Origin of the sequence: Stenotrophomonas indicatrix, assembly GCA_041545745.1 — a bacterium.
Taxonomy (GTDB): Bacteria; Pseudomonadota; Gammaproteobacteria; order Xanthomonadales; family Xanthomonadaceae; genus Stenotrophomonas; species Stenotrophomonas indicatrix_A.
This window is the reverse complement of record CP168152.1, coordinates 4,006,805-4,021,671: the sequence shown is the minus strand read 5'-3', so window position 1 is coordinate 4,021,671 and position 14,867 is coordinate 4,006,805. Positions and strand designations below refer to the sequence as shown.

The window sequence follows — 14,867 nt, the reverse complement described above, 5'->3', positions numbered from 1 at the left end:
GGAGCGGCGCTTCGGGGCCATCATGGGGACCTGCAGGCGAAGCGTCGACGAGGTAGCTGCAGGCAGGTCGCAAGATCGGACCATCGCCCTCGGCGGAAAGTTCCATCGCCTGCGACCAAAGTTGAATACGTTGCGGCGCAACATCGCGCAGATGTCATTGTCCCCATGGTGGGCTGTAGAAGCGCAGCCCTTACCGCAACTTGCGCTGTTCCGATATGAACAGGCACCGGTTGTCTCGCAAATTGTCCCATTGCTATAATTTGGCGGCTCGATGAGGCCCCCCTGCTGTAGTCGCCTCAGCCATCCACTTGTAACCACGCGGGACGTCCTGTGCTGAACTCCGTAGAAACGGGTCGGCGACTGATGCTGCGCGCCGCGGTCTACCCGCTGGCCGCAGTGGCTGTCCTGGCTCTGGCCTTCCTGCTGGTAGGGCCGAAGTATGCCCTTGGTGCCCTGGCATCCGGTGTGGCGGTTTCGGCCGGTGGTTGGGTGGCGGCACGGATGGCATTGGGTGGTGGTGCGCTGGGGGCCGGTTCGGCCATGGCACGCCTGATCGTTGCGATCGTGGCCAAGTGGGCGCTCGTTTTTGGTGTCCTGATGGTGGGGTTCCTGGTCTTCAAGCTGCCTGCATTGGCGCTGTTGGCCGGTATCGCCGTCGGGCTGATGTTCCAGGTCCTGGCCATGGCCAGGCGCTAATCGAATTCATTTAACTTAAGGTTCCGGACACATGGCAGGCGAGGCGCTTACACCCACCTCCTACATCCAGCATCACCTGCACAATCTGACGGCAGGTCATGGCTCTCCGTGGGCAATCCACGTGGACACGCTGGTGACCTCGCTGCTGATGGGCCTGGTGATGGTCGTCGCCTTCTGGCTCGGCACCCGCAAGGCCACCTCCGGCGTGCCGGGCAAGTGGCAGGCGTTCGTCGAGATCTGCCTGGAGTTCGTTGACCGCCAGGCCAAGGACACCTACCACGGCACCAGCAAGCTGGTGACCCCGATCGCGATCACGATCTTCTTCTGGATCCTCCTGATGAACCTCATCAAGATGATCCCGGCCGACTTCATCGCCAAGCCGCTCGAACTGATGGGCGTGCCGTACTGGAAGCCGGTGCCCACTGCCGACGTCAATGCCACCCTGGGCATGTCGATCAGCGTGTTCTTCCTGATGCTGTTCTTCGCGTTGCGCTCCAAGGGCTTTGGCGGTTTCGCCAAGGAATTCCTGACCGCACCGTTCGGCAAGTGGATGATGCCGTTCAACCTGATCCTGAACATCGTCGAGTGGCTGAGCAAGCCGATCTCGCTGGCGATGCGACTGTTCGGCAACATGTTCGGCGGTGAAATCGTGTTCCTGCTGATCTGGGTGCTGGGCGGTGCAGGTATCGCCGGCATGTTTGCAGGCGCGTTCGCCGGCTTCGGCTGGATGCTGTTCCACCTTCTGGTGATTCCGCTGCAGGCCTTCATCTTCATGATGCTGTCCATCGTGTACCTGAGCCTGTCGGAAGACGCTCACTGAGTTTCGCTTCACCCTTCATCCGTTTGTTTCTAAACCCTTAGCAATCAAGTTCCTGGAGAAAACCATGTACTTCGCCGTCCTGACCAATCTCGCCCAAGTTCAGAGCTCCACCGTCCTCGCCGTCGGCATCATGATCGGCCTGGCCGCGCTGGGCGCCGGTCTGGGTCTGGCCATCATGGCCGGTAAGTTCCTGGAGTCGGCCGCGCGCCAGCCGGAACTGATCCCGGTCCTGCAGGTCCGCATGTTCATCACCGCCGGCCTGATCGACGCCGCCTTCATCATCTCGGTCGCCGTGGGCCTGCTGTTCGCCTTCGCCAACCCGATGGTCGGCGAGTTCGTCTCGCGCCTGCCGGCAATCGCTGGCTGATCCAGCGAAAGCGAAACGACCGGGCGCCGCAGGCGCCTGGTCGCGGATGAAGGTTCGGATGCGCCGCCCGTGTGGCGGCGCCTCCATCCCGTCACAACCGACTGAGCGAACCCCATGGATATCGGTTTTACCCTCATCGCCCAGGCCCTGGCCTTTGCCGCCCTGATCTGGCTCATCGCGACCAAGATCTGGCCGCCGCTGATGAACGCGATCGAAGAGCGTCAGCAGAAGATCGCTGAAGGCCTCGCTGCTGCCGACCGCAGCCAGAAAGATCTGGCCCAGGCGCAGGACAAGGTCAATGAAGCGCTGAAGGAAGCCCGCACCAAGGCCAACGAGATCATCGACCAGGCCCATGCGCGTGCCAACCAGATCGTCGACGCGGCCCGCAACGAAGCTGTTGCCGAAGCCACCCGTCAGAAGGACCTGGCCCAGGCTGAAATCGACGCCGCCGCCAACCGTGCCCGTGAAGATCTGCGCAAGCAGGTGTCCGCGCTGGCCGTGACCGGTGCCGAAAAGCTGCTCAAGCGCGAAATCGACGCCAACGCCCACAAGGCGCTGCTCGACGAGCTGGCCTCGGAGATTTAAGGATGAGCCAGGCCCTCACGCTTGCCCGCCCGTACGCCCGCGCCGCCTTCGCGACCGCGCGTGACGAAGGCGCGTTCGCGCCGTGGTCGGACGCTTTGGCGTTCTCCGCCCACGTCGCCGCCGACCCGCGCGTGGCGGCCCTGCTCGCCAACCCGGAGCTGGGTCGCGATGACGCCGTCGCCCTGCTGGCGCCGGAGTCCCGCGGCGAGACCTACTCGCGCTTCCTGGCTGTGCTTGCCGAATCGCATCGTCTGCCGCTGCTGCCGGAAATCGCTGGCATGTTCGACGCACTGCGCGCCGAGGCCGAGCACGTGGTCAAGGCCACGGTGACCTCCGCGGCCGAGTTGTCGGTTGCCGAGCTGGACGCGATCAAGGCTGCGCTGCGCAAGCGCTTCAACCGCGAGGTCGAAGTGACCACCGCGGTCGACGCCTCGCTGATCGGCGGCGCTGTGATCGACGCCGGCGACGTGGTCATCGATGGTTCGCTGAAGGGCAAGCTGGCCCGTCTGCAGACCGCGCTCGCTAACTGAATTCATTTAACGTCCGGCCCCGCTGCCGGCACTAGGACTTGACGATGGCAACCACGCTCAACCCCTCCGAAATCAGCGAACTGATCAAGAACCGCATCGAGAAGGTCAAGCTGGCCGCGGAATCGCGCAACGAAGGCACCGTGACCAGCGTGTCCGACGGCATCGTGCGCATCTTCGGTCTGGCCGACGTGATGCAGGGCGAAATGATCGAACTGCCGAACAACACCTTCGCCCTGGCCCTGAACCTGGAGCGCGACTCGGTCGGCGCCGTGGTCCTGGGTGGCTACGAGAAAGTGCGCGAAGGTGACGTCGCCAAGACCACCGGCCGCATCCTGGAAGTGCCGGTCGGTCCGGAACTGCTGGGCCGCGTCGTCAACGCACTCGGCGAACCGATCGACGGCAAGGGCCCGCTGGGCACCGACCTGACCGCTCCGGTGGAGCGCGTTGCGCCGGGCGTGATCTGGCGCAAGTCGGTCGACCAGCCGGTGCAGACCGGTTACAAGTCGGTCGACTCGATGATCCCGATCGGCCGTGGCCAGCGCGAGCTGGTCATCGGTGACCGCCAGACCGGCAAGACCGCGCTGGCCATCGATGCGGTGATCAACCAGAAGGGCACCGGCATCAAGTGCGTGTACGTAGCGATCGGCCAGAAGGCCTCGACCGTTGCCAACATCGTGCGCAAGCTGGAAGAGAACGGCGCCCTGGCGCACACCATCGTGGTGGCTGCCACCGCGTCCGAATCGGCCGCGATGCAGTACATCAGCGCCTACTCGGGCTGCACCATGGGCGAGTACTTCATGGACCGCGGCGAAGACGCGCTGATCGTGTACGACGATCTGTCCAAGCAGGCCGTGGCCTACCGCCAGATCTCGCTGCTGCTGAAGCGCCCGCCGGGCCGTGAAGCCTACCCGGGTGACGTGTTCTACCTGCACTCCCGTCTGCTCGAGCGCGCTGCCCGCGTGTCCGAGGAATATGTCGAGAAGTTCACCGAAGGCAAGGTCACCGGCAAGACCGGTTCGCTGACCGCGCTGCCGATCATCGAAACCCAGGCCGGCGACGTCTCCGCGTTCGTTCCGACCAACGTGATCTCGATCACCGACGGCCAGATCTTCCTGGAAACCGATCTGTTCAACGCCGGCATCCGCCCGGCCGTGAACGCCGGTATCTCGGTGTCGCGCGTCGGTGGTTCGGCGCAGACCAAGATCATCAAGAAGCTGTCTGGCGGCATCCGTATCTCGCTGGCCCAGTACCGCGAGCTGGCTGCGTTCGCGCAGTTCGCGTCGGACCTGGACGAAGCCACCCGCAAGCAGCTGGAGCGCGGTCAGCGCGTCACCGAGCTGATGAAGCAGAAGCAGTACGCACCGATGTCGATCGCCAACCAGGCGCTGTCGATCTACGCCGTCAACGAGGGTTACCTCGACGACGTGCCGGTCAGCAAGCTGCTGGCGTTCGAAGAAGGCCTGCACGCGCACTTCGCCAACACCCAGGGCGAGCTGATCGGCAAGGTCAACGCCACCGGCGGTTGGGACAACGACATCGAAGGTGCCTTCAAGAAGGGCATCGTCGAGTTCAAGACCACCGGCAGCTGGTAATCGAGGTCCTGTAGAGCGGAGCGATGCTCCGCTGGACCAGACGATCAAACGGTTGAACAACGCGGGGCCCAGGCCCCGCGCCACGGGAATAAAAGATGGCAAGCGGACGCGAAATCAAAACCAAGATCAAGAGCGTGCAGAACACCCGCAAGGTGACGCGCGCCCTGGAAATGGTCTCGGCCTCCAAGATCCGCAAGGCGCAGGATCGGATGAAGACCTCGCGTCCGTACGCGCAGGCGATGAAGCAGGTGATCGGCCACCTGGCGCAGGCCAGCACCGACTACCAGCATCCGTTCCTGGTCGAGCGTGAGCAGGTCAAGCGGGTCGGTTTCATCGTGATCTCCTCCGATCGCGGTCTGGCCGGCGGCCTCAACAACAACCTGTTCCGCAAGATGCTTGGCGAAGCCAAGGCCTGGCAGGACAAGGGTGCCGAAGTGGACCTGGTGACCATCGGCCAGAAGGCATCGACCTTCTTCCGCCGGGTCAAGGTGAACATGGTCGGCACGGTGACCCACATCGGCGACACGCCGAAGCTGGAATCGCTGATCGGTGTGATCAAGGTCATGCTCGACGCCTTCACCGAAGGCAAGGTCGACCGCGTGTATCTGGTCTACAACCGCTTCGTCAACACCATGGTGCAGAAGGCCAGCTTCGATCAGCTGCTGCCGCTGCCGGCCGCGGAGAAGCAGGTTGCGCACCACGACTGGGACTACCTGTACGAACCCGATGCCGCGACCGTGCTCGAGCACGTGATGACGCGTTACATCGAGTCGCTGGTGTACCAGGCGCTGCTGGAAAACGTCGCTTCCGAGCATGCCGCGCGCATGGTGGCGATGAAGTCGGCCAGTGACAACGCCAACAAGCTGATCGGAACCCTGCAGCTGGTCTACAACAAGGCCCGCCAGGCAGCGATCACCCAGGAAATCTCCGAAATCGTCGGCGGCGCGGCAGCAGTCTGACCGCGTTCGTTAAAAGCACACATTTAGAGGATGCAGCAATGAGTCAGGGCAAGATCGTTCAGATCATCGGCGCCGTCGTCGACGTCGAATTCCCCCGCGAGTCGGTGCCGAAGGTGTACCACGCGCTGAAGGTGGACAACACCGAAATCACCCTGGAAGTGCAGCAGCAGCTCGGTGACGGAGTGGTCCGCTGCATCGCGCTGGGCTCCACCGATGGCCTGAAGCGCAACCTGGTGGCCACCAACACCGAGCGCGGCATTTCCGTGCCGGTCGGCGCAGGCACCCTGGGCCGCATCATGGACGTGCTCGGCCGTCCGATTGACGAAGCCGGTCCGGTCGCCGCCAGCGACACCTGGGAAATCCACCGCGCTGCTCCGTCGTACGAAGACCAGTCCCCGGCCACCGAGCTGCTGGAAACCGGCATCAAGGTCATCGACCTGATGTGCCCGTTCGCCAAGGGCGGCAAGGTCGGCCTGTTCGGCGGCGCCGGCGTCGGCAAGACCGTCAACATGATGGAACTGATCAACAACATCGCCAAGGCGCACAGCGGTCTGTCCGTGTTCGCCGGCGTGGGTGAGCGTACCCGTGAGGGCAACGACTTCTACCACGAGATGAAGGACTCCAACGTCCTGGACAAGGTCGCGATGGTGTACGGCCAGATGAACGAGCCGCCGGGCAACCGTCTGCGCGTCGCCCTGACCGGCCTGACCATGGCCGAGTACTTCCGCGACGAGAAGGACGAGAACGGCAAGGGCAAGGACGTGCTGCTGTTCGTCGACAACATCTACCGCTACACCCTGGCCGGTACCGAAGTGTCGGCACTGCTGGGTCGTATGCCGTCGGCAGTGGGTTACCAGCCGACCCTGGCCGAGGAAATGGGCGTCCTGCAGGAGCGCATCACCTCGACCAAGAATGGTTCGATCACCTCGATCCAGGCCGTCTACGTGCCGGCCGATGACTTGACCGATCCGTCGCCGGCGACCACCTTTGCCCACTTGGACTCGACCGTGACCCTGTCGCGTTCGATCGCTTCGCTGGGTATCTACCCGGCGGTCGATCCGCTGGATTCCACCAGCCGCCAGATGGACCCGCTGGTCATCGGCCACGAGCACTACGACACCGCCCAGCGCGTCCAGCAGACCCTGCAGAAGTACAAGGAACTGAAGGACATCATCGCCATCCTGGGCATGGACGAACTGTCCGAAGAAGACAAGCAGGCCGTGTCGCGCGCCCGCAAGATCGAGCGCTTCTTCAGCCAGCCGTTCCACGTGGCCGAAGTGTTCACCGGCTCGCCGGGCAAGTACGTGTCGCTGAAGGACACCATCCGTGGCTTCAAGGCCATCGTCGATGGCGAGTACGACCACCTGCCGGAGCAGGCGTTCTACATGGTCGGCAGCATCGAAGAAGCGGTCGAGAAGGCCAAGAAGATGGCCGAGAAGGCCTGATGCGGCAGGGACGGGCACACGCCCGTCCCGACCGTGACACGGGGTGGGCCTGCGCCCACCGCTGCGGAATCCCTGCGGTGGGTTCGACCCGCCCCCTAGCGAAGAGAGTTACATGAGCACCATCCGTTGCGACATCGTCAGCGCCGAGCAGGAAATCTTCCGTGGCGAAGCGACCCTGGTCGTGGCCACCGGTGAGCTGGGCGAACTGGGCATCGCGCCCAAGCACGCACCGCTGATCACCCGCCTGAAGCCGGGCAAGGTGGTAGTGACCACGCCGAGCGGCGAGCAGCTGGATTTCGCCATTTCCGGCGGCATCCTGGAAGTGCAGCCGCAGGTGGTGACCGTGCTGGCCGACACCGCGATCCGCGCACAGGACATCGACGAAGCCTCGGTTCGCAAGGCCAAGGAAGAAGCCGAGCGCATCCTGGCCAACCGCGGCGAAGCGATGGAAGTGGCCGAAGCCCAGCAGAAGCTGGCCGAAGCCGTTGTCCAGCTGCAGGCGCTGGAGCGCCTGCGCAAGACCCTCAAGCACTGAGGTCCAGCACCATCAAGCAGGAACGCCGGCCACGTGCCGGCGTTTTTGTATGTGTCGACGACGCAGCGGAGACGCCGTTACCGGTACACGACATGGCGCAGCAGCAGGAAAGACACCACCGCCAGGCCCGCTTCCACCAGCGGCTTTGCCAGCCACGCGTACTGCAGGCCCAGCACATGGTCGGCGGCGGCCACCAGCAGCGTGCTGGCCGTGGTCAGCAGCAACCACAGCGGCAGGAATCGTGCGAAGCGACGCCAACCCAGGCGCTGCCCGTTGGCGTCGGCGAAGGTGATGCGTCCATTTAGCCAGAAACCCAGCAGCATGCCGGCCACGCGTCCACAGACGTTGCCGGGTGCAGCAGGCATGCCGGCTGCCGTTGCCAGTACGAACACCGCCCAGTCCAGCAGCAGCTGCAGCAGGCCGATGACGAAATAGGAACGGCCTTGGCGGAGCAGGCTCATGGTGCCGGGGTCATGGTGGGGGCTCCATGTTAACGGCCCCCGTTCTAGAATCACCGCATCAAATCGTGGACCACCCGCATGACCCAACCCCTGCACGTGATCATCCTCGCCGCTGGCGCCGGCAAGCGCATGAAATCGGTGCTGCCCAAGGTACTGCAGCCGATCGCCGGCAAGCCGATGCTGGCGCATGTGATCGCCACGGCGCGCGAACTGCAGCCGGCTGCCATCCACGTGGTGTACGGCCACGGCGGGGACCAGGTGCGGCACTACTTCGCTGACCAGCCGGACCTGTTGTGGGCGGAACAAGTGCAGCAGCTGGGTACTGGCCACGCCGTGGCCCAGGCCATGCCGGAGGTGCCCGACGCCGCACAGGTGCTGGTGCTGTATGGCGATGTGCCGTTGATCCGTGCGCAGACCCTGCGCGACCTGCTGGCCCAGCCGGGCCGGCTGGCCGTGCTGGTTGCCGATGTCGAGGATCCCACCGGCTATGGTCGCGTGCTGCGCGATGCGGAAGGCAAGGTGGGGGCGATCGTCGAGCAGAAGGACGCCGATGACGAACAGCGCCGGGTGCGCATCATCAACACCGGCATCATCACTGCCGAGTCGACCGCGCTGCGCCGTTGGCTGTCGCAGCTGTCCAACAGCAACGCGCAGGGCGAGTACTACCTGACCGATGTGTTCGCCTTCGCCGCCCGCGAGTTCACTCCGGCGGAGATGGCCTTGGTGGCCGATGCGCAGGACGCGGAAGGCGCGAACGATCCCTGGCAGCTCTCGCAGCTGGAACGCGCCTGGCAACGCCGCGCAGTGCGCGCGCTATGCATCCAGGGCGCGCGCGTGCGGGATCCGGCGCGGGTGGATATCCGCGGTGAAGTGATCGTCGGCAGCGACGTGATGATCGATGTCGATGTGATTCTTGAAGGCAAGGTGGTGCTCGGCGATGGCGTGACCGTCGGCCCGTTCACCCGGCTGAAGGACGTTACTCTCGGCGCGGGCACCGAAGTGCGTGCGCACTGCGATGTGGAAGGCGTGATCAGCGAGGGTGCGGCACAGATCGGCCCGTTCGCGCGCCTGCGCCCCGGTACCGTGCTGGCCGATGGCGTGCACGTGGGCAACTTCGTGGAAACCAAGAAGGTCACCCTGGGGGTGGGCAGCAAGGCCAACCACCTGACCTACCTGGGCGATGCAGTGATCGGCAGCAAGGTCAACATCGGTGCGGGCACCATCACCTGCAACTACGACGGCGTGAACAAGTCGACCACCACCATCGGCGACAACGCCTTCATCGGCTCCAATAGTTCGCTGGTGGCGCCGGTGCAGATCGGTGAAGGGGCAACGATTGCCGCAGGTTCGGTCATCACCCGCACTGCGCCGGACGGCAAGCTGACCGTGGCCCGCGCGCGCCAGGAAACGATCGATGGCTGGCAGCGCCCCATCAAGAAAAGCTGAGCCGAGGCCACCGCGCGTCGACGAGCTCGACGCGTTGCCCCGCATCGAACAGCGTGCGGGCGAACTGCTGCGCGGGCACGAGGCGTACCCGGTGTTCGCCGGTCATGGTCTGGATCTGCTCACGCTGCAGGCTGGACTGCGGCGTGGTCAGTTGTGGGTCATCGAGGGCGCCGATGGCGACATCGCTGGCTACCTGCTGGGCGGTGCACTCGACGGCGATTTCCATGTGCTGCAGATGGATGTGGATCCCAACCACGCGCGGCGTGGCTACGGACGCGCGTTGCTGCGCCATGCGCTGGCCGTGGCCAAGATGCGTGACTACGCTGCCGCAGTCCTGACCACGCTGTCCGATGTGCCGTGGAATGCGCCATTCTACGCCAGCGAAGGATTCAACGTGCTGCCGGAGGCTGAGTGGGGCGTGGGCCTGCAAGCGGTGATGGCGGAGGAAGCCGCGCTGGGATTTCCGATGCACCTGCGGGTGGCGATGCGACGGGTGCTTTAGTTTTGCTTCCTCTGTTGCTTGCTGAAGGTTGATCATTGTTAATGGGTGTCACTTTTCTTTGTACGCAAAGAAAAGTAACCAAAAGAAACGTTCCGCCGGCCGCGAGCCGATGCTGCGCATCGGTGCCCTGCGCTCCTCGGCGAATCAGGGGCCGGTGCCGAACTCGCTGCGCTCAGACATCGGCACCTCTTCGCCCCTGATTCCCCTGCGGTGCTCGGCTCGCTTCAAGGCGGACCCAAGTCAAAGTCCACAGCTGCACCCAGTAGATCCACGTCATGCGTGGATGCTTTTGCTCTGCTTCTCGAGTCCGCCTTGAAGCGAGCCGAGCACCGCAGGGTGTCGGCGTGCGCAGCACGACGGCTCGCGGACTGGCGGCGCGTTTCTTTTGGTTACTTTTCTTTTCGCGCGAAAAGAAAAGTGACGCCCATGAACCGTGATCAACCTTCAGCAATCAACAGAAGAAGGAAGAACAAACCTACCCCACCGGCAACAGGATCGACACACACAGCCCGCCGTCGGTGCGGTTCTGCAGCGATACCCTGCCACCGTGCGCCTCGACGATCTCGCGGGTGAGTGCCAGCCCCAGGCCGGTGCCATTGCGCTTGGTCGAATAGAACGGCATCAACGCATTCTGCAGCACCTGCTCGTTCATGCCCTTGCCCCGGTCCAGCACATCCAGCCGCAACCACTGTGGCAGCCGGGTCAGCTGCACCTGTACGTCGTCGTTCGGCGGATCTGCTTCGGCGCAGGCCTCGTGCGCGTTCTTCAGCAGGTTGAGCAGGGCCTGGCCGAACTGGGCGATGTCGATCCGGCTGCTCAGCTCCTCGTCGAGTTCACGCTCCATCGTGAACGGAATCTGCTGGCACAGGCTGGACAGGAACGGCGCCCAGTGCACGGTCTGCAGCTGCGGCTGCGGCAGCTTGGCGAAACGTGCGTAGCCCCGGATGAAGCCTTCCAGATGCCGTGCGCGGTCTTCAATGGTGGTGAAGATCTCCGGCAGCCGGTCGAAGCGTTCGCGCTTGACCAGTTCGCCGCCGGAGTGTGCCAGCGATGCGATCGGCGCCAGCGAGTTGTTGAGCTCGTGGCTGATCACCCGGATCACCTTCTTCCAGGTCTGTACTTCCTGCCGGCGCAGTTCGGCAGTGAGCTGGCGTACCAACAGCAGGTCATGCGGGCGGCCGTTGAGCTGGAACGCGCGCCGCGACAGGTGATAGACCTGTTCGTCATCCTCGTCGCCTTCCACGCCGTCTTCGCTTTCCGACTTCACCGCGAACAAGCTGTCGCCGCCGCGGCCGATGGCGTCGCGCAGCTCCACCGGCAGCTGCTCGAGCACGTCTTCCATGCGCTGGCCTTCCAGCTTCCAGCCGCTGTGCAGCAGCTTGCGCGCGGCCAGGTTGGAGAACACCACGCGGGAAATGCCATCGCCACCGGCGGCGATCAGCAGCATCGCCACCGGCGTGTTCTGCACCATGGTATCCAGCAGCAGTTCGCGCTGCACCAGGCCCTGGCGCTGCGCACGCAGCACTTCGCCCAGTTCGCGGTGCGCCTGCACCAGGTCACCCAGTTCGTCATTGCCGGGCCAGTAGATGCCGAAGTTGTACTCACCGTCGCGGTAGCTGCTGGTGGTCCCGGACAGCGCCCGCATCAACGAGCGCACCGGTGCGGTGGCGCGGCGCAGTGTCCACCACATCAATGACAGCAGGATGATCGTGGAGACCGTGGTCACCACCCAGCCATGGTCCATCCAGTAGGCCAGCAGCCACGGCAGCGCGGCAGCCAGCGCCAGCACCGGCAGCAGGCGCAGGAACAGGCGGAAGGTGAAGGAGCGCCGTTTCATTCGCGCGGAATGCCGTGCCGATCCATGCGCCGATACAGCGCCTGCCGGCTCAGTCCAAGCTCGGCGGCGGCCTGGGCGATGACCCCGTGGTTGCGCGCCAGCACTTCCTCGATGCGTGCGCGGTCGGGATCATTGCCGGCGCTTGGCGTCGGGCGCGGAGCAGCAGGTGCGCGCGGCAGGTTGAGATCGCCTGCTTCGATGCGGTTGCCCGTGGCCAGCAGTTCGGCACGCTGGATCACGTTGCGCAGCTCGCGCACGTTGCCCGGCCACAGATGTCGCTGCAGCGCACTGGCCGCCGCGCTGGACAGCGGCTTGTCGATGCTGAGGAAATGCTCGGCCAACGGCACGATGTCGCCGGGGCGGTCGGCCAGCGGCGGCAGCGCCAGTTCCACCGTGTTGAGCCGGTAGTACAGGTCTTCGCGGAACGTGCCCTCGCGGATCATTGCCGGCAGGTCGGCATTGGTCGCACTGACCACGCGCACCTTGACCTGGCGTTCGCGGTTGGAGCCCAGGCGTTCGAAGCGCCCCGTCTCCAGCACGCGCAGCAGCTTCATCTGCCCGCCCAGCGACAGGTTGCCGATTTCATCCAGGAACAGCGTGCCGCCGTCGGCTGCCTCGAACTTGCCTTCGCGCGCCTTGTTGGCGCCGGTGTAGGCGCCGGCCTCGGCACCGAACAGTTCGGCCTCGATCAGTTCGGAGGGCAGGGCGCCGCAGTTCACCGCCACGAACGGGCCCTTGGCCACCAGCGAGTTGGCCTGGATGATCTGCGCGATCTTCTCCTTGCCCGCGCCATTGGGGCCGGTGATCAGCACCGGCAGCTCCGAGCGCGCGACCTGGCACGCCAGGGCGATCACCCGCTCGCTGGCGGGGTCGGCGAACACCGCGCCGCACAATGCGTATTTGTCTTCCAGTGCATGGCGCTGGCGTTGCTCGCGCTGGCGTCGCTGGTCCAGTTCGCGCCGCGCTTCGGACAGTTCCAGCAGGTTGTTGACCGTGGTCAGCAGCTTGCGGTCATCCCAGGGTTTGGCCAGGTAGTCGGCGGCACCAGCCTTGACCAGGTCCACCGCGCTGCTCAGGTGGGTCCACGCAGTCAGCAGGATCACCGGCAGATCGGGGTGGCGTTCGCGGATCTGCGCGAACAGTGCCTCGCCTTCCTCGCCGGAGGTGGTGTCCTCGCTGAAGTTCATGTCCTGGATCACCAGGTCTACCGCCTGCGATTCCAGCAGCGCCAGCCCTTCGGCCGGGCTCTGCGCCTGCAGGGTGTCGATGTCGTGCAGGGAGAACAGCACGTCCAGCGCGGTTCCCACGCTGGCGTTGTCGTCGATGATCAGGATCGCAGGCATTCGGCGGCTTCTGGGAGGGCAGGGAAGCGCCGGAAAGCGCCGGCGCCGCGCACGGAAAAGGGTGGATGAGGCCGGAGCTTTCGGCGCCACCCACCAAGCATAGCCAAACCGATGGCGGCGCAGGAGCCGCCCGGCCTCAGCGCCGTGGCGGAGGCGGAGGCGGGGGAGCCGGCGGCGCCAGCGCGGGGCGCCACTGGGCCACGTTCACCGGCACGGTGAGCATCCGCCCGTCGCGGCGCAGCAGCAGGTAGACGGTGGGCGTCGATACCGCCTGCACGGCGTCGACGAGCTGCTCGATCTGCCGCACCGGCGAATCGTCCACGCGCAGGATGCGGTCGCCGCTGCGCACACCGAAGCGGGCTTCCGGGCTGGCCACATCCACCCGCACCACGCCCTCGGTCGAGCGCAGCGCCAGCCGCGCATCGTCCTGGCGCCACTCCAGCGTCTGCGCGCTGCTGGTGCCGGCGAGTACCGGCAGCGGCAGGGCCAACAACAGCACCAGCAGGCTGGCACGCATCTCACGCGCCCCGCGTGGCGACGGCCGGGGGCACCGCCGCAGCGCGGCGGGCCGGACCGAACACGGCGATCTGGCCCAGCAGCCACAGCAGCGCTGCGCCCAGCGGCAGGTACAGCAGCGGCATGCGCGGCAGCTCGTACATGTTCATCAGTGCCAGGTTGATGGCGTACGCCGCCAGCATGCCGAGCACAATGCCGAGCGTGGCCAGCAGGAAGTTCTCGGTCTGGAAGTAGCGCAGGATCTGCCCACGGGTGGCGCCCAATGCGCGGCGGATGCCGATCTGCTTGCTGCGCTGCTGCACCCAGAAGCTGGCCAGGCCGACGATGCCCAGTGCGGTGACCACCAGCAGCGCGATGCACACGGTGACCAGCAGGCCGACCATGGAGCGGTCGTTCTTGAAGTAGTCGGCGCGCTGTTCCTGGTAGGTCAGCTTCTCGCGCACCAGGCGGTTGGGGTCGTTATGCTCCAGCGCGGCCAGCGCGCCCTTCAACACTTCATCGCGGCGTTCCGGTGAGGTCCGCAGCATGTACGGCCCACGGGTGAAGTCGGTACGTACCGGCAGGATCATCGACAAGGTGCTGTTGTCGTTGTAATCGGTGGGGGTGGCCAGATGGGCGACCACGCCGACCACATGCAGGGCCTGGTTGCCCATGTAGAACGTCTTGCCCAGCGCACTCTGGTCCGGGTACATCTTGGCGGCGACCTGCTGGTTGATGATTACCGGCGCGGCGCGGTCAGGCTTCGGGTTCTTCTGCGCTTCTTCCAGGTCGATGTACTCGCTGGGCAGGAAGTCTCGCCCGGCGACCAGTTGCAGGCCCAGCGTGGACAGAGCGTTCTCACCAACCATGTACTGCGACACGAAGGCCGTCGGGCGTTCCTGCTCCCGCTCGCGCGAGATGCTGGTGTTGCTCGAGTTGCGGCGGAACGGCAGCTGGTTGACCTTGGCCACGCTGGTCACGCCGGGGATCGCGCGCAGCGACGCCAGGTCTTCGTTGGTGCGGGCCATGGCGTTGGTCTGCTTGCCGATGCCGCTGACCCGGACCATGACCAGTTCGTTCTCGGCCAGGCCACTGGGCTGGCTGATCTTTTCCACGCGCTGGGTGACCAGGAACAGGGCATTGCAGACGATGGCGCAGGTCAGGGCGATTTCCAGCACGATCAATGCGGCTGCGGTCTTGTGCCGGCGCAGGGTGCTGAGGATGGGGCGGATGTCCATGGAAAGTCCTCGTTCT

The 14,867-nt window shown here is 65.1% G+C and carries 16 protein-coding genes; 11 read left to right on the top strand and 5 right to left on the bottom strand.

What is annotated here, in order from left to right; all coding sequences use genetic code 11:
• Positions 1 to 363 precede the first annotated feature (363 nt).
• From ACEF39_RS18280 to ACEF39_RS18240, 9 genes are all read left to right on the top strand, one after another.
• Positions 364 to 696, top strand: coding sequence for a hypothetical protein (locus ACEF39_RS18280; protein WP_032952006.1), 333 nt, complete (start codon positions 364 to 366; stop codon positions 694 to 696).
• Positions 697 to 727: 31 nt separating this feature from the next.
• A complete protein-coding gene (gene atpB, locus ACEF39_RS18275) occupies positions 728 to 1,516 on the top strand; it encodes a F0F1 ATP synthase subunit A (protein WP_176019520.1) in 789 nt (262 codons plus the stop codon).
• Positions 1,517 to 1,580: 64 nt separating this feature from the next.
• Positions 1,581 to 1,883 (top strand): F0F1 ATP synthase subunit C, encoded by a 303-nt coding sequence (atpE, locus tag ACEF39_RS18270; protein WP_089237053.1) that lies wholly within the window; start codon positions 1,581 to 1,583, stop codon positions 1,881 to 1,883.
• 114 nt (positions 1,884 to 1,997) lie between these two features.
• Positions 1,998 to 2,468, top strand: coding sequence for a F0F1 ATP synthase subunit B (locus ACEF39_RS18265; protein WP_025877365.1), 471 nt, complete (start codon positions 1,998 to 2,000; stop codon positions 2,466 to 2,468).
• A 2-nt stretch (positions 2,469 to 2,470) separates the two neighbouring features.
• Entirely contained in the window at positions 2,471 to 2,998 is a 528-nt protein-coding gene (locus tag ACEF39_RS18260) for a F0F1 ATP synthase subunit delta (protein ID WP_230111829.1), read from the top strand.
• Between the two features lie 44 nt (positions 2,999 to 3,042).
• On the top strand, positions 3,043 to 4,590 hold the full coding sequence (gene atpA, locus ACEF39_RS18255) for a F0F1 ATP synthase subunit alpha (protein WP_089237049.1): 1,548 nt from the start codon (positions 3,043 to 3,045) through the stop codon (positions 4,588 to 4,590).
• Between the two features lie 95 nt (positions 4,591 to 4,685).
• Positions 4,686 to 5,549 carry a F0F1 ATP synthase subunit gamma gene (gene atpG / locus ACEF39_RS18250; protein WP_089237047.1) on the top strand — a complete coding sequence of 288 codons (864 nt, stop codon included), beginning with the start codon at positions 4,686 to 4,688 and terminating at the stop codon, positions 5,547 to 5,549.
• Positions 5,550 to 5,587: 38 nt separating this feature from the next.
• The gene (atpD, locus tag ACEF39_RS18245; RefSeq protein WP_089237045.1) at positions 5,588 to 6,994 is read left to right on the top strand and encodes a F0F1 ATP synthase subunit beta; all 1,407 of its coding nucleotides are present in this window, start codon (positions 5,588 to 5,590) and stop codon (positions 6,992 to 6,994) included.
• A gap of 112 nt (positions 6,995 to 7,106) precedes the next feature.
• Positions 7,107 to 7,529 (top strand): F0F1 ATP synthase subunit epsilon, encoded by a 423-nt coding sequence (locus ACEF39_RS18240; RefSeq protein WP_025877355.1) that lies wholly within the window; start codon positions 7,107 to 7,109, stop codon positions 7,527 to 7,529.
• A gap of 77 nt (positions 7,530 to 7,606) precedes the next feature.
• On the opposite strand, the gene ACEF39_RS18235 is transcribed toward ACEF39_RS18240, so the two are convergent.
• On the bottom strand, positions 7,607 to 7,990 hold the full coding sequence (locus tag ACEF39_RS18235) for a GtrA family protein (RefSeq protein ID WP_500286092.1): 384 nt from the start codon (positions 7,988 to 7,990) through the stop codon (positions 7,607 to 7,609).
• Between the two features lie 78 nt (positions 7,991 to 8,068).
• On the opposite strand from ACEF39_RS18235, the gene glmU reads away from it, so the two are divergent.
• Both glmU and ACEF39_RS18225 read left to right on the top strand, forming a co-directional pair.
• Positions 8,069 to 9,436 (top strand): bifunctional UDP-N-acetylglucosamine diphosphorylase/glucosamine-1-phosphate N-acetyltransferase GlmU, encoded by a 1,368-nt coding sequence (gene glmU, locus ACEF39_RS18230; RefSeq protein ID WP_500286091.1) that lies wholly within the window; start codon positions 8,069 to 8,071, stop codon positions 9,434 to 9,436.
• Positions 9,405 to 9,938, top strand: a complete 534-nt coding sequence (locus ACEF39_RS18225) for a GNAT family N-acetyltransferase (protein WP_500286090.1) — start codon at positions 9,405 to 9,407, stop codon at positions 9,936 to 9,938. Before glmU ends, ACEF39_RS18225 begins: the two co-directional genes overlap by 32 nt.
• A 475-nt stretch (positions 9,939 to 10,413) precedes the next feature.
• Here the strand turns inward: ACEF39_RS18225 and ACEF39_RS18220 are convergent, their stop codons facing one another.
• The 4 genes from ACEF39_RS18220 to ACEF39_RS18205 form a co-directional block, all read right to left on the bottom strand.
• Entirely contained in the window at positions 10,414 to 11,775 is a 1,362-nt protein-coding gene (locus tag ACEF39_RS18220; protein WP_500286089.1) for a sensor histidine kinase, read from the bottom strand.
• Entirely contained in the window at positions 11,772 to 13,118 is a 1,347-nt protein-coding gene (locus ACEF39_RS18215; RefSeq protein WP_500286088.1) for a sigma-54-dependent transcriptional regulator, read from the bottom strand. Before ACEF39_RS18215 ends, ACEF39_RS18220 begins: the two co-directional genes overlap by 4 nt.
• Positions 13,119 to 13,254: 136 nt before the next feature.
• The gene (locus ACEF39_RS18210; RefSeq protein ID WP_500286087.1) at positions 13,255 to 13,635 is read right to left on the bottom strand and encodes a PDZ domain-containing protein; all 381 of its coding nucleotides are present in this window, start codon (positions 13,633 to 13,635) and stop codon (positions 13,255 to 13,257) included.
• A 1-nt stretch (position 13,636) separates the two neighbouring features.
• Positions 13,637 to 14,851 carry an ABC transporter permease gene (locus ACEF39_RS18205; protein WP_500286086.1) on the bottom strand — a complete coding sequence of 405 codons (1,215 nt, stop codon included), beginning with the start codon at positions 14,849 to 14,851 and terminating at the stop codon, positions 13,637 to 13,639.
• Positions 14,852 to 14,867 lie beyond the last annotated feature (16 nt).